General features: G+C 67.6%; 18 protein-coding genes. 5 read left to right on the top strand and 13 right to left on the bottom strand.

Annotation, left to right across the window (positions count from 1 at the left end; translation table 11 throughout):
- Position 1: 1 nt before the first annotated feature.
- The 9 genes from CMC5_RS33660 to CMC5_RS33700 all read right to left on the bottom strand — a co-directional run bounded on the left by CMC5_RS33660 (position 2) and on the right by CMC5_RS33700 (position 11,837).
- On the bottom strand, positions 2 to 1,507 hold the full coding sequence (locus tag CMC5_RS33660; protein WP_050434237.1) for a serine/threonine-protein kinase: 1,506 nt from the start codon (positions 1,505 to 1,507) through the stop codon (positions 2 to 4).
- Between the two features lie 336 nt (positions 1,508 to 1,843).
- Positions 1,844 to 2,935 carry an RluA family pseudouridine synthase gene (locus CMC5_RS33665; RefSeq protein ID WP_179955494.1) on the bottom strand — a complete coding sequence of 364 codons (1,092 nt, stop codon included), beginning with the start codon at positions 2,933 to 2,935 and terminating at the stop codon, positions 1,844 to 1,846.
- 4 nt (positions 2,936 to 2,939) lie between these two features.
- The gene (locus tag CMC5_RS33670) at positions 2,940 to 4,415 is read right to left on the bottom strand and encodes a hypothetical protein (RefSeq protein WP_050434238.1); all 1,476 of its coding nucleotides are present in this window, start codon (positions 4,413 to 4,415) and stop codon (positions 2,940 to 2,942) included.
- Positions 4,416 to 4,431: 16 nt separating this feature from the next.
- Positions 4,432 to 5,805 carry a hypothetical protein gene (locus CMC5_RS33675; protein WP_050434239.1) on the bottom strand — a complete coding sequence of 458 codons (1,374 nt, stop codon included), beginning with the start codon at positions 5,803 to 5,805 and terminating at the stop codon, positions 4,432 to 4,434.
- A 324-nt stretch (positions 5,806 to 6,129) separates the two neighbouring features.
- Positions 6,130 to 7,458 carry a Stp1/IreP family PP2C-type Ser/Thr phosphatase gene (locus CMC5_RS33680; protein ID WP_050434240.1) on the bottom strand — a complete coding sequence of 443 codons (1,329 nt, stop codon included), beginning with the start codon at positions 7,456 to 7,458 and terminating at the stop codon, positions 6,130 to 6,132.
- A 207-nt stretch (positions 7,459 to 7,665) separates the two neighbouring features.
- On the bottom strand, positions 7,666 to 8,376 hold the full coding sequence (gene radC, locus CMC5_RS33685; RefSeq protein ID WP_050434241.1) for a RadC family protein: 711 nt from the start codon (positions 8,374 to 8,376) through the stop codon (positions 7,666 to 7,668).
- 105 nt (positions 8,377 to 8,481) lie between these two features.
- A complete protein-coding gene (locus CMC5_RS33690) occupies positions 8,482 to 9,210 on the bottom strand; it encodes a competence/damage-inducible protein A (RefSeq protein WP_050434242.1) in 729 nt (242 codons plus the stop codon).
- A 24-nt stretch (positions 9,211 to 9,234) separates the two neighbouring features.
- On the bottom strand, positions 9,235 to 9,531 hold the full coding sequence (gene xseB, locus CMC5_RS33695) for an exodeoxyribonuclease VII small subunit (RefSeq protein WP_050434243.1): 297 nt from the start codon (positions 9,529 to 9,531) through the stop codon (positions 9,235 to 9,237).
- A complete protein-coding gene (locus CMC5_RS33700; protein ID WP_082363030.1) occupies positions 9,528 to 11,837 on the bottom strand; it encodes a HEAT repeat domain-containing protein in 2,310 nt (769 codons plus the stop codon). The genes xseB and CMC5_RS33700 overlap by 4 nt, the downstream gene beginning before the upstream one ends.
- A gap of 182 nt (positions 11,838 to 12,019) precedes the next feature.
- Here CMC5_RS33700 and CMC5_RS33705 point away from each other — a divergent pair, with 182 nt between their 5' ends.
- The 4 genes from CMC5_RS33705 to CMC5_RS33720 all read left to right on the top strand — a co-directional run bounded on the left by CMC5_RS33705 (position 12,020) and on the right by CMC5_RS33720 (position 17,080).
- A complete protein-coding gene (locus CMC5_RS33705; protein WP_245677977.1) occupies positions 12,020 to 13,876 on the top strand; it encodes a radical SAM protein in 1,857 nt (618 codons plus the stop codon).
- Positions 13,877 to 13,959: 83 nt separating this feature from the next.
- A complete protein-coding gene (locus tag CMC5_RS33710) occupies positions 13,960 to 15,525 on the top strand; it encodes a serine/threonine-protein kinase (protein ID WP_050434245.1) in 1,566 nt (521 codons plus the stop codon).
- The gene (locus CMC5_RS33715) at positions 15,525 to 16,568 is read left to right on the top strand and encodes a tetratricopeptide repeat protein (RefSeq protein ID WP_050434246.1); all 1,044 of its coding nucleotides are present in this window, start codon (positions 15,525 to 15,527) and stop codon (positions 16,566 to 16,568) included. The genes CMC5_RS33710 and CMC5_RS33715 overlap by 1 nt, the downstream gene beginning before the upstream one ends.
- 197 nt (positions 16,569 to 16,765) lie before the next feature.
- Positions 16,766 to 17,080, top strand: a complete 315-nt coding sequence (locus tag CMC5_RS33720) for a hypothetical protein (RefSeq protein WP_050434247.1) — start codon at positions 16,766 to 16,768, stop codon at positions 17,078 to 17,080.
- Positions 17,081 to 17,128: 48 nt separating this feature from the next.
- On the opposite strand, the gene CMC5_RS33725 is transcribed toward CMC5_RS33720, so the two are convergent.
- Entirely contained in the window at positions 17,129 to 18,052 is a 924-nt protein-coding gene (locus CMC5_RS33725; protein WP_050436287.1) for an SDR family oxidoreductase, read from the bottom strand.
- Entirely contained in the window at positions 18,049 to 18,888 is an 840-nt protein-coding gene (locus CMC5_RS33730) for a lysophospholipid acyltransferase family protein (protein ID WP_050436288.1), read from the bottom strand. Before CMC5_RS33730 ends, CMC5_RS33725 begins: the two co-directional genes overlap by 4 nt.
- 254 nt (positions 18,889 to 19,142) lie before the next feature.
- Between CMC5_RS33730 and CMC5_RS33735 the strand changes: the two genes are divergently transcribed.
- Positions 19,143 to 20,663, top strand: a complete 1,521-nt coding sequence (locus tag CMC5_RS33735; protein WP_245677978.1) for an OmpA family protein — start codon at positions 19,143 to 19,145, stop codon at positions 20,661 to 20,663.
- A 69-nt stretch (positions 20,664 to 20,732) separates the two neighbouring features.
- Here CMC5_RS33735 and CMC5_RS33740 read toward each other — a convergent pair whose 3' ends face one another.
- Both CMC5_RS33740 and CMC5_RS33745 read right to left on the bottom strand, forming a co-directional pair.
- Positions 20,733 to 21,890, bottom strand: a complete 1,158-nt coding sequence (locus CMC5_RS33740; protein WP_050434249.1) for a phospholipase D-like domain-containing protein — start codon at positions 21,888 to 21,890, stop codon at positions 20,733 to 20,735.
- 352 nt (positions 21,891 to 22,242) lie between these two features.
- The gene (locus CMC5_RS33745) at positions 22,243 to 22,998 is read right to left on the bottom strand and encodes a hypothetical protein (RefSeq protein WP_156339059.1); all 756 of its coding nucleotides are present in this window, start codon (positions 22,996 to 22,998) and stop codon (positions 22,243 to 22,245) included.
- Between the last annotated feature and the right edge of the window lie 47 nt (positions 22,999 to 23,045).

The raw sequence follows: 23,045 nt of genomic DNA on the forward strand, positions 1-23,045 counted from the left end.
GTCAGCGCTGCGGAGGCGTGAGGGGGGAGCGCTTCGCGGCGACGTTCTGGGTCGCGGGGGCGGAGGCCGTGCGCGCCGTCGTGGGGGCAGGCGCGGTGAGCGGGCGCTGCGCGGAGGCTGCGGAGCCAGCGTGCCCCGCTGCGGGTGGCTGGGCGGAGTCGGCCGCTGCTGGAAGCGCAGGAGGTACGGGTTCGGCAGGAAGCGGGGCGGTCACAGCCCCCGAGGCGGCATGGCTGTCCGCAGGCGTGCCCGAGGACCAGGTCAGCACCACCACGGCCGCAGCTGCGAGGACCAGGGCGCCAGCAGAGAGCGCGAGGAAGCGGCGGGGGCGCGTGGAGGAAGGGGGCGGAACGAGGTCGCTGCCCGTGGCCCCCCAGGCGCCGAGGTTGGACATGCCGGTGGTGGTGCCTGGGCCGGGGGTCGGCAAGGAGGGCCAGGTGGCCTGAGCGGCGTTGCTCGCAGCACCCACGAGCGTCGGCATGGCGGGCGGTCGAGGGATGGCGGGGAACGGGAGCGGGGTGAGCGTCGGGTCGGCGGCGGCAGGTGCGATGGAGTTGCGCGGCGGCGCGATGGAGTTGCGCGGCGGCGCGATGGAGCGGAGGCGGCGCGAGGCGGGGAGCATGTCCAGGGCCTCGGTCGGCGCAAAGGGCAAGAGGGCCGCGGCCAGCTCGTGGGCGCTCTGGATGCGCTTGTCGGGATCCTTCTCGAGGCAGCGCAGGATGACGTCTTCGAGGCCCGCCGGGATCTCCGGGCGGATGGCGGTGGGTCGCTGGGGGACGGTCTCCAGGATGCGCGCGGCGAGTTCCATGGCCGAGTCGGCAGGGAACGGGAGGCGGCCGGTGACGAGGCGGTAGGTGATCGCGCCGAGCGACCAGACGTCCGAGCGCGGGTCGGCGTTCTTCGTGGAACGCATCTGCTCGGGCGACATGTAGTGCGGGGAGCCGAGGACCTCTTTGCCGGTGATCTCGAGGTCGGGCTGGGAGCCCTGGAAGAGGATCTTGGAGATGCCGAAGTCGAGGACCTTGAGGCACGGGGAGCCGTCGTCGCGCCGGGTGAGGAAGAGGTTTGCCGGCTTGAGGTCGCGGTGGACGATGCCGAGGGCGTGGGCCTCGGCCATGGCGTCGCACGCCTGCAGCATGTAGTGGGCGACCTCGGACGGGGGGAGCGCCCCCTCCTTGCGAGCGACGCGGCTCAGGTCGCTGCCTTCGAGGTACTCCATCACGATGTAGGGGACGCCGGAGTCGAGGCGACCGACGTCATAGACCTGGGCGACGTGCTCGCTCTTGAGCTTCACCGCGGCGCGCGCTTCGCGCATGAAGCGCTCGACGGCGATCGGGTTCTCGCTCTCGGCCTCGTGCATGAGTTTGAGGGCGCGCACCTCGTCGAGGTCGAGGTGGGTGGCCGCGACGACCGCGCCCATGCCGCCGACGCCGAGCACGTGATCGACGCGGTACTTGCCGGCGATCAAGGTGCCGATCGGTACGGGGGAGGTCCACGGCCCGCTCATCGTTGCAGCACGTCTCCGAGGGGGTGGGGCGATCCGGGAGGGTTCCGGACGAGGCGGAGTCTGCGCTCCGCGGCGCGCCGGGAGATCCTGCGCCCTGTCCTGCTCAGTCAGGAGGGGAGAATCACCGGCTGAGAGGGCCCCATCTGAGCCCTGGCACCGGGCACCGTCAAGGGCGGGACCGCGCGTTCGAGGCGGTTCACGGGGTCGCAGGAGGGTTCGATGGGCGGATGACCGGGTGGGTTTCGCGCTTTCCGGGAAGTGCTTCAGGAGAGGCCTGATTGTGCGTCACCGGCTTTTGAGCGTGAGGCGGGCGCGGGTCACTCCGGATGGGCCGGGCTACCTGGCGCCGGTGTCGTCCGCGCCGTCGGACGGCTCGTCGTCGTCCTCGTCTCCTTCGTCGACGTCGTCCTCGTCTTCTTCGTCGACATCGTCGTCCAGCTCGTCATCGAGGGCGGCTGCCTCGGCGGTGCTGTCCGAGGCCATGTCGGGGGTGCCGACGATGGCCTGCATGTCGGGCGGGAGGGGGGAACGCGCGGTGAAGGCAGGGACCTCGGCGCTGCCGGCCCAGGCGATGTACTCGGCATGAAGGGCGTGGCGTTCGAGGCCAGGCGCCGCGGGGCCGCCGTAGAGGGTGTCTCCGGCGAGGGGATGACCGATGGCCGCAAAGTGAGCGCGGATCTGGTGGCGCATGGCCTTGGGAGCGCGCGCTTCGACGAGTTCCCAGAGGCCGGCGAGCGCGACGCGGCGGTAGGTGGTGGTGGCCGGACGCGGCTCGTAGCGGATGACGTCGCGGGGATGGATGCAGGGGTAGACGCGCCGTCGATCCTTGGGATGGGGCGCGAGGGGGATCTCGATGGCGCCGATCTCGGGGAGGTCACCCGACTGGCAGATGAGGAGGTAGCGCTTGTCGAGGCGCGCTTCCTTGAGGGCGTTGACGAGGGCGGCGAAGGCCTTGGCGGTGCGGGCGGCGAGGACCAGGCCGCTGGTCTCGGTGTCGAGGCGGTGGCAGAGGCCGGGCTCGCGCGAGGAGAAGCCGATGTTCGCCATCTCCGGGTAGTGGCCGACGAGGGCGTTGGCGAGGGTGCCGCGCTCGCCAGGCTTGAGGGGCGCGGTGGGCATGCCCGCGGGCTTGTCGACGATGACGAGGTCGTGGCGCTCGAGGATGACCTGGAGCGGGGCGTCCGGCTCGGGGATGGCGGCGCCGCTGGCGTCGTCGGGTTCGAGGTCGAGCTCGATCACCTCGCCCGCGGCGGCGACGTCCCCCTTGGAGGCGACGCGGCCGCGGCCCGTGCGCTCCGGAGCGACGACGCGGACGCGGCCTTCGTCGAAGAGTCGCTTGGCGGCGGCACGGCCGAGGCCGGGCACGAGCTGCACGAGGAGTTTGTCCAGCCGGCTGCCGGCTTCGAGATCGGTGATGGTGAATTTCATGCAGCTACAGGGTCCCTGACCAGATGAGGCCAAACGCCGGTGCGCGGCGGTGGCCGATGACACTCTCGCCCACCATGCCCATCATGGGGAGGGCAGGCCTCCACCAGGAAGGGGGTTCGGTGTCGGAGGTGCCGCTGCTGCGCTCGGTGGAGCCGCGAGTCAAGAACCACGCGAGGCCGGCGCCGAGAAGAACGCCGCCGGTGGTGGCTCCGACCCAGGCCCGCTGCTCGCCAGCGGTGGGGGCGTCGAAGAGGAGCGGGCTGGCGAGCGCCGCGCCGCCGAGGCCTCCGAGCACGGCGCCGAGGTCGACGGAGAGGACGCGGGAGGGGGAGATGCGCACCTGGGTGGCCGCTGCTGCGGCGGCGAGCCAGCCGAGCGCTGCGCCGTAGCCAGCCCCGGTGAAGGGGGTGGCGTCGATGTTGCCGGTGGTCGCGATCTCGGCGAGGCCCCCCAGGACGAGGCCGAGGCCGGCCCCGGAGTGCGCGAGGACGGCGCCTCCGTCGCTCATGGGCCGGAGGGTGAGGCCGAGCGTGGCCATGGCGATGCCGGTGGCACTGCCGACGAGGCCGAAGGCCCAGCGTTCGTCGTCTTCGTCGCCAGCGCGGGCAGCAAAGCGTCCTTCGTAGATGAGGTGCGCGGCGAGCGTGGGCCACCAGGCGCCGCTGGCGAGGAACCAGGCGTCGCCCGCGCCGACGTCCCACTCCTCGGCGATGATGAGGGAGCCACCGAGGCCGACGCCCGCGCCGATGGCGAGCAGGGGGTAGAGCAAGCGCGGGTCCTGGGAGCCGCTGGAGCGCTGGATGGAGTAGCCGACGAGGCCGCCGTAGAGGGTCGCGTTGGCGACGAGCACGCTCCGGCCCGAGCTGCGGTTCGGCGCCGGAGGCGCGCTCGGCATCGGCGCACTCGAGGGCGACGTGACGGGGGGAGCGCCTTCTTCGGGGCGTCCGGCGGCCGGCGAGGCGCCGAGATCGGCGACGAGATCGCGGAGCATGACGGCAGCGCGGACAGGAGCGACGTCCGTGGAGGTGCGCTCGACGCGGATGCGGAGGGTGGAGGAGCGGGGGTCGGCGAGGGAGAGGCGGATCTCCACGTCGCCGCCGCGATCGGTGACGCTGGGCGCGATGATCAGGCGGCCAGTCGCCCGGGCTCGGGCCGCGAGGTCCGCTTCGGGGAGGACGCCCGCGGAGGCGCGGCCGGTGAGGTCGAGGGTGAGGCCGAGGTCCTGCGCTGCGTCGGCAAGCAGGGCGTCGAGGCTCGCAGCGAGCTCCGCAAGGCCTCGTTCGGAAGGGTCCGGGACGCGCTGGGCGCTGTCTTCGACGAGCGTCGTCGGGAGGAGCGCGGTCGGTCTGCGTGGCGCAACCTGGGACGCAGGCGCAGGTGCCGCTGGGTCGGGGGCTGCGAGCGCCAGCGTGGGGCTGAGCAGCGTCGACAGCGCGAGGGCGACGGTGGGGAGAGCGTTCAGAAGACCGGGCGGGCGCACTGGGACCGCCGCAGGGCTAGAACATCACGACGCCGCTCGCGAAGAGGTCGAACGTGGTGATGGCGTCCGCATAGAAGCGGCGACCGACCGCGTTGATCGAGTGGCGGTAGTTCGGGTTGGGGATGCCGGTCTGCGTGAAGGCGCCGCCTCCGTCATCGCGACGGCAAGGCCCGGAGCGACCGAGGTCGTTCTTGATGACGGGGTTGCAAGGCTGGTCGCCACCAATGCCGTGCGCGCCGTCGTGACGGAAGCCGACGCCGAACTGGAACTTGACCAGTTCACTGGCCTGCCAGGTGGCACTCGCGGAGGCGCGGATGGAGCCGAACGGCTGCACGTTGCTCAGGCCCGTGAAGTACGTCGCCTGCGAGCCTTCATCGACGACCGAGGTGTTGTTCGGTCCTTCGCGGTAAGACGCCCACTGGGGATTGCGCAGGGAGGGAGCCGCGCTGGAGCCGAGCGCGTCGAAGAGCTCGGAGTAGTCGCGGCCTTCGGAGTGGTACTCGCCCTCGACGCGCATGTCGAAGGTGAGGCGGCCGAACTTCTCACGGTTCTCCCAGGGGATGAACATCATGCCGAGCATGACGGTGCCGACGATCGGCGGCATGTTCACCAGTGAGCCCTGGACGTTGGTGAGGTCGTAGTCGTCCGAGGTCGCGTAAAACTCGAAGAGCGCTTTGAAGCCGCCGTAGGGCTCCACGTACTTGATGCGCTTGGAGAGGATGGTGTGGAACTCGAGGCCGACGGTCCCGCGGCCGACGCCCGGACTGCGCGGCGCGACGTCGCGGCCGTCGTACGTGCTGTCCTGCTGGCTGTTGCGGTTGACGTCCGAAGGGGCGGCGCACTCGACCTGCCCATCGGCAGGCGTGGTGGTGCAGGCGGACATGGGCTTGCTGACCGGGAGCCGCGCCTCGAAGCCGAGCAACCAGGTGGGTTTGGTGCGGTCCCGCGCCTGGTTCATGATGTTCACGTCGAGGCCGAGCCCGAGGTATTCGAGGCCGCTTCGATCGGGAGAGGCGAACGGGAGAGAGAAGAGCTGCTCGCCAGAAGCCCCGCGGAGGAGGTAGCCGGCGTTGTCGGCGCTCCCATCGAGGCTGCTCAGCTCCCGCGAGTTGTTGACGATGATCGGGAGCGAGATGTGGGCCGCGAGGTCCTTGTAGATGCCGATGTCGATGCGCGGGATGAGCTTGGTGGTCGTCTCGCTGTAGTTCGCGACGTTGGCCAGGTTCGAGGTGTACCAGCCCGACGAGAGGCCAGGACCAGCGACGGAGGTCTCGCGCCGGATCCGCGCACTCTTGGTGAAGTACTGGAAGCCGAGGCTGACGTTGATGTCGAAGAGATCGCCATCATCAAAGGCGTCGATCACGTTCGTGACCTCGCCCGACTCCATCATCACCCGAGGCTCGGTGGCGCTCCGAGGTTCGTCGGCGGCCGCTGGGGACGCGACGACGAGGACCGCAGCCGCGAGCGCAAGCCCTCCCGGTCGGGATAGCCGCCCGCGCTCACCTTTCCCGTGGGCCAGGCTGGTACGCCCCGTGGCCCCACCGCACCGTTCGACGTGCGTCCGCATGATCACCCGTGAGCCGGACGCTAACGGCCGCAGCCGCAAGGTGTCAATCTGCGATTGGTGACCGACGGCGCAGTCGTCTCCGGGGGCTCGGTCAGGGAGACGCCGAGACGTACGAGGCCTGCACGTTCGTTTCCCTCCTGCAGGGAGTCAGGAGCGCGTGCCTCCCTGGGCCGAGCTGCTCCCAGGGTCTTCCGTGTCGGGGAAGATCAGGTCGGTGATGTCCTCGGCCGCGATCACCTCGCGGGCCTCCGTGAGGTCCCTGGAGGTCTGATCGAGTCGATCGGCCAGCACCCCCAGGAACTGCCAGAGCAGCTTCACCGCCAGCTCGTGCTCCTTGCGGAGGATCTCGAAGAAGTCGGCACGGCGGAGCGAGATCAGCTCGCTCTCCTCCACGGCGGTCGCCGTGGCCGAGCGAGGCATGGCGCGGATCAGGGCCATCTCGCCGAAATGTTCTCCGGTGCCGATCTCACTGAGGACCGCGTCGCCGCGGACGATCCTGACCTGACCGGACAGGACGATGAACAGCTCGTCGCCCCGATCGCCTTCGCGAACCACCACCTGGCCAGGCTCGTAGGTCTGGACCTCGGCCACCTGCATGATGCGAAGCATCTCGCGCTCTTGCAGGCGCGAGAAGAGCGGCATCCTGGCGAGGACGTCTCGCTTGAGCGCGAGCATGCGGGCGCGCATGCTGTCGCGCGCGTCGCCCTGGCCGAGGCGGACGAGGACCGCGGTGATGTTGTCCTTGCCGCCTTTGCGGTTGGCCAGGTCGATCAGACCACTCGTGGCGACGGCGCCGTCCTCTTCTTCGAAGAAGGGCTCGAGCTCTGCGGGGTGCGCGATGTAGCCGTGCAGACCGTCTGACGCGAGGAGGAACTGGTCTCCCGGGAGGACCTCGATCGTGAGGGTGTCGACCTCGACACGCTCGTACACACCGACGGCGCGGGTGATGGCGTTCTTCTGCGCGACCTTGTCGATCTGATCGCGGGTGAGTTTGCCGCGCTTGAGGAGCTCGTTGTAGACGGTGTGGTCTTCGGTGACCTGCTGGATGCGGCCTTCGCGGAGGAGGTAGATGCGGCTGTCACCGACGTGGGCGATGTAGCCATAGGCGCCCGCGATCAGGAGCGCCGAGAGGGTGGTCCCCATCCCCCGCTTGGTGGCGTCGGCCTTGGCCTCTTCGTGAATCCTGGCGCAGGCCCGCTGTACGGCGTGCTCGAGGAGCGCCAGGATCTCGCGCAACGGGTTGCGTCCGTCGCTCCGGGCCTTGTTCTCGATGAGATCGCGCTCTTTGCGCAGCTCCTCGTGGATGATCCGGACAGCGAGAGCACTCGCCACCTCTCCCGCGGCGTGCCCTCCCATGCCGTCTGCCACGACGAAGAGGGCCAGCTTCTTGTCGACGAGGTAGTTGTCCTCGTTGTGATCGCGCATGCGACCTACGTCGGTCGCCGCGTAGAACCTGATGTTCTCGGACAGGCCCATCGGTCCGCGCAGGCTAACCGAGGAGGACAGAAATCAAAAGGCGTGTGTGCGCCGGCTTTCTGCAGTGCGCGGGCCTGCCTTCCTGCATCACGAAGCGCGTGTGACCGCCGCAACGAAGCCGAGGCGCCAGTCGCTCGTCGCGCGCGAACCTGGCTGGACATCCAACCTTCCAGCCTTGCTTCACGAATGCACTCTGGCCACGCATACCTAGGAATCCTCCTCGCCGAGGACACCGAGATCGAGCAGCGATGCGTAGTGGCCGTCGGGTGCCAGGATCACGTGGTCCACGAGGGGCACGCCGACGAGGAGGCCCGCGGCCGATACGGCGCGGGTCATGACCACGTCCTCGGGAGAGGGGTTGGGGTCGCCGCTGGGGTGGTTGTGCACCAGCACCATGGCCGCAGCAGCATCGGCGAGCGCCGCGCGCAAGATGTCGCGCGCGCTCACCGAGCAGCCGTGCTGCCCTCCCTGGGCGACGCGGCGCGCGCCGCGCATACCGTTCCGGCCGTCCAGCGAGATGACCCACATCTGCTCGTGCTCCAGGCTCCCGAATCTCGCTGCGCACCAGGTGGCGATCGCGGCCGAGGTCCGGATCGGCGGCCGGGGGCGCGCGGCGCGCTCGTGGGAGCGACGTCCCAGCTCGATGGCGGCCGCGATCCGGAGCGCCTTGGCGAGACCGAGGCCAGGATGCTCGGCCAGCGCGTGGGGTCCGAGGCGCGCCAGGCCATCGAGGCCAGAGAAATGATGAAGGACGGAGGCGGAGAGCAGGGTGACGGGTCGACCTGGGAGACCCGTCCCGAGCACGATCGCGAGCAAGTCCGCGTCGCCGAGTGCTGAAACACCGACTTCGAGGGCCCGCTCGCGGGGCCCAGCAGGCAGGACGACATCAGCCAGAGAGGTCACACGACAACCAGCCATGAGCCACCCCCAAGCACGGCGCAGGCCATGAGCGGCTTCCCTCGAACTCCCTGCTTCTGGGCGGATGGAGGGGTGGCGGAGTGGCGGAAGGGGTGGCGACGAGCGCTACTCGACGCCGACCAAGGTGCCCGCAGGCAGGCTGGAGGCGAACGCATCACGCGCGGCACGCACTCGGTCCTCGAGGAGGCCGTCGAAGGTGAGGCGTGTGCGGTACTCGGCGCCGGACCAGCGGGGGTAGGAGCCGATGGCGACGTCACGATGGTCCTCGACGACCCGGTCGAGCATCGGCTTGAGCTGACCTTCGTCGAGGGTGGTGAGCACGGCGAACGAGATGAATGGGCTCTCTCCGGCCAGTTCGGCGCGAATGAGGGGCTGCTTGGCGAGGAAGATCTCGGGGACCCCCGGGAGGATCCAGACGTTCTGCATCACCACGACCGGCCAGACGACGGTCTCTCCCGAGACCAACCTGGCTCCTTCTGGAACACGGGCCATGAAGAGGTGCCCTTCCAGGAGGCGGTCCCCGTAGTGGCCCCGCAAGAGGTCGGCCAGAATCGGTGAGGTGACCACGGGGGCGCCGAAGGCACGGGCCACCCCTTCGATGGTGACGTCGTCATGCGTCGGGCCCACGCCGCCGCTCGTGAAGAGCACGTCGTGAGCGCCGGCGAGCGCTCGGACTTCTTCGGCGATGACGTCCACGTCGTCCAGCACGAAGACGGCACGCCGGAGTTCCACGCCGGCTTCGCGCAAGGTACGCGCGAGGACGACCAGGTTGGCGTCCGCGATCTTCCCGCTGAGCAGCTCGTTGCCAATTACCAGCGCCGCCGCCGTCTTCATGACCTCGCCCCCGTCCTGGTCTGGTTAGCTGCTCTCGAACTCACGCGTCGTCGGACGTCCGTCTGCGTCCACGCCGAGGAGTTCCTCGACACGTCGCTCCGCGCCGTCGAGGCGCTCCTGTGCCGCACGCGAGAGACGCACCCCTTCTTCGAAGAGCGACAGGGCGCGCTCGAGCGGCATGTCGCCCCCCTCGAGCTCGGCAACGATCTGGGCGAGGCGTCGGGTGGAGTCCTCGAAGGACACCAGCTCGGTACCAGGTGCGGCGGCCTTTGCCGTCTTCCCGGCCGCGCTTCCAGCTCCTTCGTCCTGTCGTTCCGTCATCTCGTCTTAGGCTCACCCGACGCCACCGCCGACGCAAGGGTGACCGCTCCCGGTCCAGGTGGCACACCAGGCACGAGCAGCGTGCCGTCAGGATCGGTGGCCACCGGGAGAGCAAGTCCATCAGGGCGAACGACGCGGCCGGCGCGCTCCGAGATCTGGGTGGTCGCGCCCGGATCGTTGGGGACGACAGTGATCCAGAGAACGCCAGTGGCCAGCGGAGACGCGGGGTGGTCGAGGGGGCGTCCTTCGAGCGCTGCGCGCGCGAGGGAACGAACGGAGGGGTCCGGATCGAGGTCGTGCGCCAGCACCAGGGTGGCGTGGCGCTGGGCTTCCGTCCGCCGCGAGATGCCGCGGATCAACGCCCTGCGGACATAGGGGTCCTCTTCGAACCGGTAGGCTGTGGTGAGGAGCGAGATGCTGTCGGGCTCCGGGGCGCGTCCAAGACCGAGCGCGACGTGGGCGCGGACGACGGGATCGCTGCCCTCGAGGAGGCGATCCAGGGTACGTCGAACGACCTTGTCGTCGCGGCTGGCGAGCGCGCGCGCAGCGAGGGGAGCCAAGGCCCCACCAGCCTCGGCCCAGGCGGAGAGCTGCGACGTGGGAACCGCTCCGCCATCGGGCGCGTTCAGGAGCGCGAGCCCTGCAGTGAGGGTCACCCGCGTCGGGGGTTCATCGAGATCTTCGGTGGGATGCTGGGCGGAAATGCCTGCGGTCGTGAGCTCCTCGAGCAACGCCCCGAGGGGCTCGAGGGCCGTGGCCCCCCGCGCGAGCGCTCCGCGGGCTGCAGCTTGAAGTACCGGAGGATCACAGGCGCGGTCCACCCGGGGACGAGAGCGAGCGCTGGAAGAAGGTCCGTCGCTCGACCGCGCGGAAGCCCCCGAGGATGAACAGGCTCGTGCCATCTCCGCGAGCACCGAAGATCCCATCGCGGAGAGGCCGAACGCAGCGACAGCTCGATCAGCTGGACTGGCGGAAGGCGCGAGCATCGGCCGAAGGTGCTCTTCGAGCCCCGCAGGCGGATCATTCAAGAGCAGCGCACGAAGGATGGATGCTCGCAGCAGTAGCCTTCTGTACGCGCGGTCGTTCCCTTGGTTCGCTTCGGCGAGGAGTGTCGCCAGGGTCGTTTTTGCTGGCTCGCCCGGCATTCCCGCGAGCGCGAACGCGGCGGCGCTGGCGAGCGGAGACTGGACGAGCAGTGCTCGCAAGGCCTTGATCGCGGCGGGCCCGCCGGTGCGTCCCAGTACGGTCACGGCGCGGGGCCGCTCCTCTTCGGGGAGTCCTGGAAGCACCTGGACGAGCAGCGGCGCGAGAGAGGGAGAAGGCAGCATCTCGGCGAGCCTGAGTCCCTCCAGGTGAGTCGTCTCCCCGCGGAGGAGAGCCCCGACCGCGCCAGGTGCTTCGCGAGCCCCCAAGTGCACGAGGATCTCTGCAGCGACGGAGAGCGTCCTGGGCTCGCTCTTGCGCAGCCAGCCGCGCGCCGGCTCGAGCGCCACCTCATCTCCGAGCTTGGCCAGCGCGAGGCCGGACGCGAGCTGCGCCGCGACGTCCGCCCCCGCGAGCCCTCGGCGAAGCCGTTCGACGGCACGGAGGTCACCGAGATCACCGAGAAAGCGTGTGAGTTCGAGCGGGGGCAGCTTCTTGTTGCCGACGATGAGATCGATGGAAGAAGGAGGATGAGCGCGAAGCGCGCGTTCTGCTGCGGCGCCCGGCGCGCCTCCTTGAACGATGGCGCTGGTCAGCACGGAAATGGAGCGCTTGTCACCCGCACGGGAGAGCGCCAGAGCCGCCGTCTCGCGTATCAGCTCGGAGAGCGGCGACGCCGCGCCTCGTCCAGGCGCTCCTGCCCCCTCGTTGAGCTCTCGGGTGAGGAGCTGGCGGACCGGATCGCGCTGCGTGTGGGCGGCGAGCACGCGTACGGCTTCGAGGCGGGCGCGGGGATCTCGTCCCAGCGAGGAGCCTTGCTCCAGCGCTTCGAGGAGCTGGTCGATGGCCTCCGGTGTTCCGAGGGCGCCCAGGCGCGTGATGCCACGCAACCGCGTCGGCGGGTCCGACGAGGAAAGCAGCGACTGCGCCACCGCCACGCCGACATTGGCGCGAAGCGATGCGCCGCTTCCGTGCGCATGGGTTGACGATTCTCCAGAGGTTGCCTGGACCTGGGCCTGCGCTTCCGCGGGGGCGATGATGGAAGCAAGCGCGGCGAGGAGCGCCATCCCACCTCGGACGAGCTGGCTCGACCGAGCGGTGTTCTCCGCATGCGCTTTTCCCCCTCCAGTCGCCCCGGAGCCGCGGCCAGCCTCAGCGCGCATCCTCACGCCGCCGGGATTATCCCGAACGTGCGTCCCTGTCACGATCTCAGGACGCAGATGCCTGAAAACTGTGGAAGGCTAGGCACCTGGTTCGTACCCTGCACGCCACGGCCCCAAGCCCTCGAGGGATAATTTTGATTCATCACGAACGCCTCGTCCGCACCCTGGAGAAAGCCGTTTGCGTGTCGGCAGACAAGGCCTGGGGGTTGCTGCAGCGCGTCGCCGACCTGGGTCCCGAGCCGTCACCGTTCAAGCCACGCTGGAGCGACAAGCCGATCCCGCGCACGAAGCAGCGGACGAAGCCCACGCTGGGCTGGCCGCGAGAGACCGATAGCCTTTGCCCGCGCTGTGTGAAGGAGGCGCGCTCGGAAATTCTGAGCGGACGCGCCGACTGGACGAAACTCCTGACCGACAAGCCAGGCGAGATCAAAGCGCGCATCGTGCAGCGGGGCAGCACGATCGTGATGGAAAAGACGTGCCCAGAGCACGGAGACTTCTCCGACGTCATCTCCATCGACGCAGCCTTCCTGTCGCGCATCGAGGGCCTCTTCGGCGGCCGCGACGTGGAGATGACGCCGGATCGGATCCACAACCACGGGTCCAGCACCATCCGCTATGGCCGCGGCTCCGTCTTGACCGTGGACCTGACCAACCGCTGCAACATGATGTGCGATCCGTGCTTCATGGACGCGAATCAGGTCGGGTACGTCCACGAGCTGTCGTGGGAGGAGATCAAGCAGATCCTCGACGATGCCGCCGAAGTGCGGCCGCGGCGGCAGCTGTCGGTCCAGTTCTCCGGCGGCGAACCGACGATGAGCCCCCACTTTCTGGATGCGATCCGTTATGCCCGTGAGAAGGGGTATTTCGCCGTCCAGTGCGCGACGAACGGACTGCGCTTCGCTCAGGAGCCCGGCTTTGCGAAACAAGCAAAGGAGGCGGGGCTGCGAATGGCCTACCTCCAGTTCGACGGTGTGACCAACTCGGCGAACAGTCACCGGAAGATCCGCAACCTGTACGACGTCAAGCTTCGCGCGATCGAGGAGCTGGCGGCAGCGAAGATCGACGTGATCCTGGTGGTCACCATCGTCAACGGGGTCAACAACGATCAAGTCGGGCCCATCATCGAGTTCGCCATCGAGAATGCCGACAAAGTCACGGTGGTGAGCTTCCAGCCCGTGAGCTTCACCGGACGGGATGAAGACATCTCCGACGAGCTGCGAAGCAAGCAGCGCTACACCCTGAGCCACCTGGCTCACGACGTGGCCAAGCAGACCGGGAAGACCGACCCACTGCGCGACTGGTTCCCTCTCTCGGCACTGAGCCCGTTCGGAGATGTGACCGATCTCCTCGACGGTCCCGATCGCGACTGGGGAACACTCAACTGCGGTTGCCATCCCAACTGCGGCATCGGGACGATCCTCTTCGTCAACAAGCGGACGAAGGAGATGATCCCTCTGCTCGATTTCCTGAATGTCGATGGCCTGCTCGCCGATCTCCGGACCATTTTCGACCGGGGGCGCGGTCGCAAGCTCACCCTGGCGCAGCTGGGCACGGCGATCCTGCGTCACTACCGTCCCGAGAAGGCGCCCTCCGGGTTCCACCTGCCCACCTTGCTCAAGCAGTTCCTGAGTCAGACAGGAGCCGCGCACTCAGGAGAAGCCGACGCCAGCCAGTACGAGTGGCGGGTCCTCTTCGTGGCCGGGATGTGGTTCCAGGATCTGTTCAACTACGACTTCCGGCGCACGGAGATGTGCATCATCCCCTACGGGACCCAGATGGGAGAGATCAGCTTCTGCGCCTACAATACGGGCGCTGGCTGGCGGAACATCCTGGAGAAGATGAAAGCGAACGCCACAGTCGCCGAGTGGTACCGGCGCTATGGTCGGCATCCTGTCTACGCCAAGAACAAGGATCTCTCGCTGCCGGAGTTCCCGGCCCCCTTGACCATCAAAGAGCATGAGCTCGCCATCGAGGAGCGGGCCCAGAGCCAGCCCAGTGCCCCGAGACCGAAGCTCAAGCACCTACCCGTCATCGGTTGATCACGCATCACCGCAGACAGCAGGCGAGCCAACGCACCCGAACCCACATCCCGACGTGAACCGTATGGAGAACGGGAGGGATCGTGTACCCTGAGCCCGTGCTCCTGCGGGCAGGTCGCTACGAGACCCTGCGCCCGATCGCGTCAGGCGGGATGGCGACCGTGTATCTCGGCCGTGCGCTCGGCGGCGGCGGGTTCGAGCGCCTCGTGGCGATCAAGGTGCTCCACCCGCACGTGAGCTCCGAGCCCGAGTTCGTGGCGATGTTCCTCGATGAGGCGCGGCTGGCTGCCCAGATCCACCACCCCAACGTGGTGGCGACCCTGGATCTCGTCCAGGATCCCCTGTTTCTGGTCATGGAGTACGTCGAGGGCCCTTCGCTCTATGCCCTTCTGCGGGCGTGCAAAAAGCATCAGCACCCTCTCCCCCTCGGGATCGGTCTCCGGATCTTCGTCGACATGCTCGCTGGCCTCCACGCCGCCCACGAACTCACCGACGTGAGCGGCCTGCCGCTACGCCTCGTCCACCGCGACGTGTCGCCACAGAACGTGCTCGTCGGCGCAGACGGCATCTCGCGGATCACCGACTTCGGTGTGGCACGTGCAGAATCACGGATCAGCACGACGCGCGGCGGAGCGCTGAAGGGCAAACTCGGCTACATGTCGCCCGAGCAGGTTCGTGCCCAGGCCGTCGATCGGCGCAGCGATGTCTACGCTGCAGGCGCAGTACTCTGGGAGATCCTCACGGGGGAGCGGCTCTTCAAGGCCGACAACGAGGCCGCGATGATCACCCAGATCCTCACCGGCTCCCCGCTGAACCCGCGTTCCGAAGCTCCCGATGTCCCGGAGGCGCTCGACGTCGCCTGCATGCATGCGCTCACCAACGACGCGAACCGACGCTATGCGACGGCTGCAGCGTTCGCGGAGGCCATCGAGCAAGCCGTAGCCATGTCTCCTGGCATCACCATCGCCTCGAGCCGGGCAGTGGGCGCCCTGGTGAAAGGGCTCGGGCTGCACCAGCTCGGCCAAAGCGACACAGCGGCACAGAGGGGGGCGGTGCGTGACGTCGCAGGCGTGGGGAACCCGTTCGCCACCCCCCTGCCCCTCGGCTCGGGTTCCTTTCAGACGCCTTCTCCCGGAAGCAGCTCTCCTGCTCAGCTGCAAGCCACACCGCTGCCGCGGCAGGCGCTCGCCTCGCTCGCAGACGTGCTCGAACCCCAGAGCGCGACGACAGGTGTGGGAGGCGTCGTGGCAGAGCCGTCTCCACGCAAGCTCATGGGCCGCTCCACGTGGATCGCCGTGGGCGTCGCCGGCGCGCTGAGTGCAGCGGTCGGAGCGGTCATCCTGACCCGTGGAGAGGAACCACCGGAAAGCACGCCAGCCTCAGAACCAAGCCCTGTCTTGTCCTCCAGCGCGGCTTCCCAGCAGGATCCTCCGATGACGGCGGTGTCAGACGCGACCCCAGACGCTGGAGCGGCCCCCTCCGTGGAAGACCCCAGCGCGCTCGTCGAGCCCTCTCCGTCGAGCACAGCGTCTGCCGCGACACCGCCCCGCAGCACACCACGAACCACAACGCGCCCTCAGCCACGAGTACCATCCAAGCCACGCACTCCCAGCGGAAGTCCCACCACGTTCAGGCCAACGGAACTCTGATGCGCCCTCGCTCTCGGATTTTGCTGCTGGCTTCGGTGCTCAGCGCGGTCGTCGCTCCGACTGCCGCTGCAGCCGACAAGCTGTCGCCGACCCAAAAATTCGCGGCAGCTCAGGATATGGCCGACAACGGGAAGTGCGAAGAGGCGCTGCCAATCTTCCGGGAGACCCTCAAGACCACACAGAGCCCCAACGCTCGCCTGTATGTCGCACGCTGTCTCCTCGCGCTGGGGCACCTGCCGGAAGCTTACGACGAGATGTCCGCCACGCTGCGCGATGCTTCGGCGCGTGCAGATACGGAACCCAGGTACGCGCCAACGCGTGACTCCGCAGCGGCAGAGCTGGTTCAGATCGAGCGACGTGTCGGACGCTTGATCATCGCCGTGGCCAATCCACCACCGGGGGTGGCGGTGTTCCTCGATGGCAACGAAGTGCCCCAGAACCGGGTGGGGTACCCCATCGCCGTCATGCCAGGACGGAGTTCGGTGACCGTGACCGCGCCTGATCGAGAACCGATGACGCGCAAGCTGGCCGTCGGGGCGGGCGAGATCAAGACCGTGGCCGTGGCCCTCAAGAGCGTCGATGAACGTGGTGAGCCGTCGCCGTCGTCGATCTCAGAAACGACATCAGAGCCCGAAGCGGACACAGGCCGTAGGGGTGGCGGGGTGCGCATCGCCGGCTACGCCGTGGCTGGGCTCGGCGTCGCTGGGATGGCGCTGTTCGGGGTGACCGGCATGATGGCGCAGAGCAAGTTCAAATCCCTCGAAGAGGAATGTGGTGGAGTCCGCTGCACCGACGCGAAGTACGCGGACACGGTGGACAGCGGCAAGACCCTGGATCTGCTGGCCAATATCGGACTCATCGCTGGCGCCTCTGCGCTGACCATCGGTGGAGCGATGATCCTCTTCGGCGGCCCCTCTTCCGAGGTCGAAGCCACCGCCAAGTCGCAGCAGCGTCCTCGGAAAGCCCTCCCCACGACGACCGCAACGGCCGGATTTTCCCTGACACCGCAAAGCGCCTCCGTTCGCTGCGCGTTCACCTTCTGATCTGCCTCAGCGGCTCGAGAGCGCCTGAGCAACCTGACCGTTGCGCGTTCCATCCGAGGCGAGGAGCAAAGCAACCACAGGAGCGTGGATCGTGGGATGAAGAGACACCTCACCCCACGACGCCGCGTACGCATTGCTGCGCAGATCCAAGCGAAAGTCTTCAGCTCCGTCGAACGTTGTTCAGAGGGACAAGCTGCATGCCCTCCCTGTTCGAGCAGGTCGTCGATTGTTGTGACCTCGCGCCGGCGTTCGCCCAGAGAATCATTTCTCAGGCACTCAGGCGCAGTGGGATCGATCCGGCCACCATGCGCCCCGAGGATCTGATCCGTGCGCTGCCCGCCATCCGTCAGGAGCTCAGCGTGTTTCTGGACCCGCAGGAGGTGCACCGCAAGATCGCCGGCATGCGCGCGCTGGTCCGTGGCTCATGGCCAGCGTTCACGGCGGTGGGAGATCCGCTGGCACATCCCCTCGGCGAGTCTCCAGGTGCGAAGACCGGCTCGAACGGTCGGTGAGGCTGCTCCGTCCGCCGAGCCGTGCGCGTCACTGGCTCTCGAAGCCCATCAGAGGATCGGGAAAGCGTCCCGGTACTCACCCATGGACCGCGCTTCGTCGATCTGGTGCTGGAAGCCCGTGGCCGCTCGGAAGGCGGCGCTGTCCACCACGATGGGGAACTTGATGTGGCTGAGCGCGCCCTCGGGCAGACGAGGGAGACCGAACCGCCCCAGCGCGGCTCTGAAGAGCAGCTCGGGCAGAGGGACATGCGAGCGTCCCGTGGCCCGAATGAGCACGGAGAGCGGGACGGGCTGCGGTCCGGATACGTTGTACACGCCCCGGATGCGCCGCTCGACGGAGAGGCAGATGGCTGTCGCGACATCTTCTTCGTGCATGAAGTGGAAGAGGGGATCGAACCCCAGCATGGTGGGGACGTACGGCCCTCGCAGAAAGGTGGCCAGCGTCCCCTGCCCTGTCGGCCCCAGCGTGTAGACGATCCTCAACACGGTCGTGCAGAGCTCGGGGAACCGCCACAAGGCCGTCCCCGCATACAGGTCCGCAGCGACCAGATCAGCCAGCTCAGGGAAGGTGTTCACCGCCATCGGCGGCTCCTCTTCCTTGTGGTACAGCGGCGAATCCGCAGCAGCGCCGTAGTACGTATGTCGTCCAACGAAGATGACGTGCTCGACACCGCACTGGCGCGCGTTTTCGAAGACGACCCGTGTCCCTCCCAGGTTGATCCGGTACCGCTCCTCGCTGCGCTCGATCAGGTGGGTGACGGTCGCCATGTGCACGACCGCCTGCGGTCGGCTCTTGCGGAACACCTCCTCCGCAGCGCGCTTTCGAAGATCGACATTGTGCATCTCGATGCCGGCCGGGACATCGTCCCAGGGCCTCCGATCGATGCCGATGACCTCGTGACCATGCTCGAGGAGGCGATGAGCGACAGTCTGACCGAGACGCCCGGTGATGCCTGTGACGAGGACCCTCACGCCCACTCCTCCGCTCCCCTCGGGCGGGCCGAGGCTTCGTCCCTCCGTCTCCGCTGCCCTTCCTCCATGAGGTCCGCGATCTTCTGCTTCACCTGGTCCACGTAGCCCTGAATCACTTCGTCCTCTTCTGTGCCTGTTCCGCTGAAGATCATCGGCTCACCGTACGTGAGCTCCACCCGCACCGGCAGCGGGATGGGCGCCAGCCAAGGGGTGACGGGGATGTAGGGAACGCCGAGCAGTCGACCCAATCTGTACGCGTTGGCGATCGTGGGTACGGCTTCTCCACCTCCCACGAAGCCGAAGGGGATGATGGGTGACTGGGTCTTGAGCGCGAGACGCATGAAGCCTGTTCCGAACTGCACCAGGCTGTTGCGCTCGCTGTAGAGCTTCGCCGTCCCGCGCGAGCCTTCGGGGAACACCATGAGGAGCCGCTCGTCCTCCAGCAAATGCGCAGCCTGCTCCGGTAGGCCCGTGAACTGACCGGTGCGGCTCGACCAGAGCGAGGCAAAGGGGAATCGCGCGATGAACTTCTCGGCCATCCCCTGCGCCAAGCGCGGAGGATCCTTGTCGAAGAAGCACGACGCGATCACCATCGCACCGTCGACAGCCACCCCGCCCGAGTGATTGCCCACGAGCATCCCGCGGCCGCGGGGAGGGACATGCTCGGTCCCCACCAGGCCTACGGTGAAGTAGTGGTGGTACAGGTGGTGGAGCAGCGTCATGAAGCGCGCGACGTGCTCCTTCGCGACGCCGTAAGGATCGACGCCGAAGCGGTTGAAGGGGAGCTCGATGCGGTCCACGCGCGCCGCGATGGCTGGGTCGATCAGCAGAGACACGATCACCTCCCCGCGTGCGCGCCGCCATGCGGCACGCGGGCGCCCAGGGTAATCCGCGTTTCATTGCCTGCACAGCCTGCACGGGCCTCGAGCCTCACACGACACCTCACGTCGTGGCCCAGAGGGGTCGACATGGCTCCGAATCCCCTGGAGTCGACACAGGTCGACGGAGCCCTCGCTCCAGGCTTGACGTGTCGCCAGATCGCGGCTTTCCCTTGCGCCACATGCTCCAATTTCGCCCGCACCTTGCCGGCGTGACCAGGCTCTCGCTCGGTGCCGCCCTCTTCTTCATCTCCTCGACCGCAGTGGCCCAGAGCGCACCTCCGGCCGAGCCTGCCGCTCCGCCCCCTGAAGCGCCGGAGCCCTGGCTGCCATTTCGCGGGGAACTCGATCTCTACGCGGCCGGCACGATCCGGGTCGGCTCGGAGCTGGGAGGGAGCCTCGCAGAACGCGGAGGCGTCCAGCTCGGCTTTGCCGCTCTGATCGGTCCGCAGTACGGCAAGTTCGTGGGCGGCCTCGGATACGAGCGTTCGTTCCTCCACAGCCAGCGCTATGACGAGCAGGCCAGCGGCTCTTTCTCGGATGTAACCCGTGGCCTCGACGCGCTCTGGTTTCAGGGTCGCATCTATCCGGTCGAAGGCGAGCTCGGGTCCCTCTTTCTCCATCTCGGCATCGGGCCTACCTGGCAGCGCCTCTCGGCCTCCACCGCGGGCGTCACCCAAGGAGCCGATGGCTTGCTCCAGCCAACCGTCTCTTCTTGCTCGGCCCACGGCTCTGCCGGCCTCGGCCTGCGGGCCGGCCTCGGCGGGATTTTGTGGGCGGGGGAGCACCTGGGCTTCCACGGCATGGTGGGCATCGATCACCAGCGGCATCAGAGCGGCGTGCTGGACGGCTGCGCACCCGGCATCGGGGCTGCGACGTTCTTCGGCGCGCGTGCAGGAATCACCTTCTCCGAAGGGAGACGAAAGAAGGAGGCTCCTCCTCCGGAGCCGCCCCCCGCCGTACCCGACACCGACGGAGACGGCATCCTCGACAATGTCGACGCCTGCCCCAAGCAGCCTGGAGTGCCCAGCGACATCCCGTCGAAACACGGCTGCCCTCCGCCTGCCGATCGAGACGGCGACCAGATCAGCGACGATCTCGATGCCTGCCCCGATGTTGCAGGTGTCCCGAACCAGGATCCTCGCAAGAACGGCTGCCCGCCGCCGCCCGATCGGGACGGCGATCAGATCAGCGACGCCGAGGATGCCTGCCCCGACGCACCTGGCGTAGCTACCCAAGATCCTGCAACCCACGGTTGCCCGCCCGACACCGACGGCGACGGCATCCGTGACGACAAGGATGCTTGCCCGCAGGAGAAGGGGCTCCCGAACGAAGATCCGGCCAAGCACGGCTGCCCCTTGGTGCAGTTCACGGAGAAGGAGATCATCATCTCCCAGCAGGTCCAGTTCGAGGTGGATCGCGCGCTCATCCGATCCGAAAGCAATGGTCTGCTCGACGAAGTCGCCAACGTCATCAAGCAGCACCCCGAGATTCTCAAGCTCGAGGTTCAGGGCCACACGGACAACTCGGGCCAGGCCATACGCAACAAGCTCCTGTCCCAGGCACGTGCAGATGCCGTGAAGAAGGCCCTCGTCCAGCGAGGTGTCGATGCCAAGCAGCTCATCGCCAAGGGTTATGGCGACACGCAGCCGCTCACAGACAACAGCACCGACGCCAACAAGGCGAAGAACCGTCGCGTGCAGTTCACGATCACGGAGAAGAAGCAGCCCTGATCGAGGCCGCTCCTTCCCTTATCCCCCCCTCCCGCGCGCCCCAGCCTCCTTCGAGCAAGCCACCTCCTCTCAGAGAGGAGGTGGGACGGGACTCTCTCGTTCGATGTCGGGCGCGACATACGTGGCCCGTGGGTTCACGCGCTCCACGTAGGGTCCGTCCCAGAGCTGCCGGAAGATCCCGCCGAGCTGCCTCGGAATCACTCCGCCTTCGAGGATCAACCCGACATTGCGGCTCTTCGTGAAGTAGTCCCCCTCCCAGTTGCTCGTACCCACCCAGGCCTCGCGCCCATCGACGACGAGGTACTTCGCATGAGCGACACGTGCGAACGGGATGAACCCTCCTGACCACCGAGGAATGGAGATGAACTTCACCTCGATCCCCGGCACATCCGCGAGCGCCTTCAGAGCGCGGCTCGTGTCCTCGCGCTTGCTCCAATCGGCCACCAGCAAACGCACGCGCACCCCTCGCTCCGCGGCGCGACGCAGCGACTCGTCCAGGTCGGGGAAAGGCGATCCGTCGCGCATGGCCGCTCTGTAGCTGAGCAGCTGCAGCTCCACGCTCGTCCGCGAAGCATCGAGCATCGCTCGCATGCGAGGCAGATCCCACGAGACCTCACCAGGCAAAAACCCTCGAGGACTCGCCACCGGAAGGAGCCGCAGCCGCTCTCCTTCCTGCTTCATTTCGATGACCCCGGCGGGCGTGGTCTCCGCTCCAGCTCCTGCCTGCAGAGCAGCTGTCGCGTCACCTCCAGCGAGCGCCCAGTCGAGCGCGAACACCTGCTCGAACGTGGCCGTCACCGAAGGAAGTCGCACGCGCAGGCCGAGCTCGTAGATGTGCTCCAGCGCGCGCCAGTCGAAGTTCTGGCTCCCCAGATAGGTCTCCCGCCCGTCCACGAGCATGTATTTCGCGTGGAGCACACCGCCCATGTTCTTCTGTCCGTCGAAGCGTCGGACCGTGACTCCCGGGCGGGTCGCGAGGTGATCGGCTGCGTCGGGATAACGGCGGTAGAAGATCTCGTCCACGAGGATGCGCACCTGCACACCACGTGCTGCTGCGGCCTCGACGTCTCCTAGAATGGGCCCGAGTCGGCTGCCGGGCGCGTCACTGATGTAGAACTGCGCGATGTCGAGCGTCGTGGTCGCCCCCTGGATCATCTCCCTCCAGACCTCGGCGGCGTCAGGGATCTCAGGGTGATCCAGTCCCGTCTCGACAGGCCAGGACTCCACGAGTTCAACCAGGGCCCCCTTGGGCGACCTGGACGGCTCGCCTTGAGTTTCAAGCCCTTGCGGAAACTCGGACGGCGCTTGCTGAGGCACCGAAGATCCCCGACAGGCACACGCAAGGGCGAGGAGAACGGCGGCATGCTGGGCTGCCCGCATCACGTGCGAGCATAACTTGCGCCTCTCACATCTTGGGAACTCCGGACGACGATGCAGACCAACGCTTGCCGGTTGGTACGTCTTCTAACGGAGCCACCTGGCTGCTGGATGACCTGGCTTGGATTTCGGAAGCTACGAACGAAAAAGCCGCAGTCCCCGAGGGAACTGCGGCTTGCTCACCACGAAAGGTGGATTCGGTTCAGGGAACCTGATTCCGATCGAAGCGGCCGGCGACGATCGGGCGCTGAGCCAGCGTGTAGTAGTCGGAGTTTGCCAGGCCCTGGTCGCTCCAGGAATGGCCGATGATCGCTCCCGTGCTGGGGTCGGCATCGAGGAAGATCAGCCCGCGGCCGACCCCCTGGGCGTGGGGAACGCCCGTGCGCCAGCGCGTGTCGTACTTGCCATGGGGATCACGGGTGGAGTCGATCACCTCAACCAGGTAGCGCTCCGTTCCGTCGGCGAGCGACTCACGGAACTCGATGTCGCTGACCACCATCAGGTAACCGGTCGTCACGTTCTGCTGCGTCGTGTACTTCGCGACGAGAACGTCACCGGAGAAAATATGATCGACATCAACGATATTGTGGAACCGGTGCTGCGCCACGATGTGGTCGTAGTAGGTAGGCGAGTCGGGGCTGCCGGAGGCGAACCACTGATTGAGCCGCGAGGTCGTGAGCGTGGGGTCGGCCTTCCGCAGCGCCAGCGTGTAGAAGCAAGCGCCCTTGGTCGCGGCATTCGCCGTCGCATTGTTCTCCGCCCAGGTAATCGCGCAGGGGTCGGAGTTGTTGATCCAGGTGTTCGCGCTGTCGACGCCGTCGAGCGCGGCGGTCAGATCGTACATGTACGTCAGGTGAAGCGGCGGGTCGCCGGGAGCTGCTTGTGCCGTGGAGGCAGCGAACGTCAGAAGTGCGCCAGCAACGAAGGACGACAGAGCGAGACCGCTGTACTTAGCCATGACTTGAATCTCCATTCGCAGGGTGACTGGTCTCCTTGCATGTCGCC

The organism is Chondromyces crocatus (genome assembly GCF_001189295.1).
Lineage (GTDB): Bacteria > Myxococcota_A > Polyangia > Polyangiales > Polyangiaceae > Chondromyces > Chondromyces crocatus.

Bases quoted from the DNA above. Each gene is read 5' to 3' on its own strand.
- CMC5_RS33720 (WP_050434247.1), top strand. From the start codon at position 16,766: ATGCCCTCCCTGTTCGAGCAGGTCGTCGATTGTTGTGACCTCGCGCCG.
- CMC5_RS33675 (WP_050434239.1), bottom strand. From the start codon at position 5,805: ATGATGGAGTCGGGCGAGGTCACGAACGTGATCGACGCCTTTGATGAT.
- CMC5_RS33745 (WP_156339059.1), bottom strand. From the start codon at position 22,998: ATGGCTAAGTACAGCGGTCTCGCTCTGTCGTCCTTCGTTGCTGGCGCA.
- xseB (WP_050434243.1), bottom strand. From the start codon at position 9,531: ATGACGGAACGACAGGACGAAGGAGCTGGAAGCGCGGCCGGGAAGACG.
- CMC5_RS33690 (WP_050434242.1), bottom strand. From the start codon at position 9,210: ATGAAGACGGCGGCGGCGCTGGTAATTGGCAACGAGCTGCTCAGCGGG.
- CMC5_RS33680 (WP_050434240.1), bottom strand. From the start codon at position 7,458: ATGGGCCTGTCCGAGAACATCAGGTTCTACGCGGCGACCGACGTAGGT.
- CMC5_RS33665 (WP_179955494.1), bottom strand. From the start codon at position 2,935: ATGAAATTCACCATCACCGATCTCGAAGCCGGCAGCCGGCTGGACAAA.
- CMC5_RS33715 (WP_050434246.1), top strand. From the start codon at position 15,525: ATGCGCCCTCGCTCTCGGATTTTGCTGCTGGCTTCGGTGCTCAGCGCG.
- CMC5_RS33700 (WP_082363030.1), bottom strand. From the start codon at position 11,837: ATGCGCGCTGAGGCTGGCCGCGGCTCCGGGGCGACTGGAGGGGGAAAA.
- CMC5_RS33660 (WP_050434237.1), bottom strand. From the start codon at position 1,507: ATGAGCGGGCCGTGGACCTCCCCCGTACCGATCGGCACCTTGATCGCC.
- radC (WP_050434241.1), bottom strand. From the start codon at position 8,376: ATGGCTGGTTGTCGTGTGACCTCTCTGGCTGATGTCGTCCTGCCTGCT.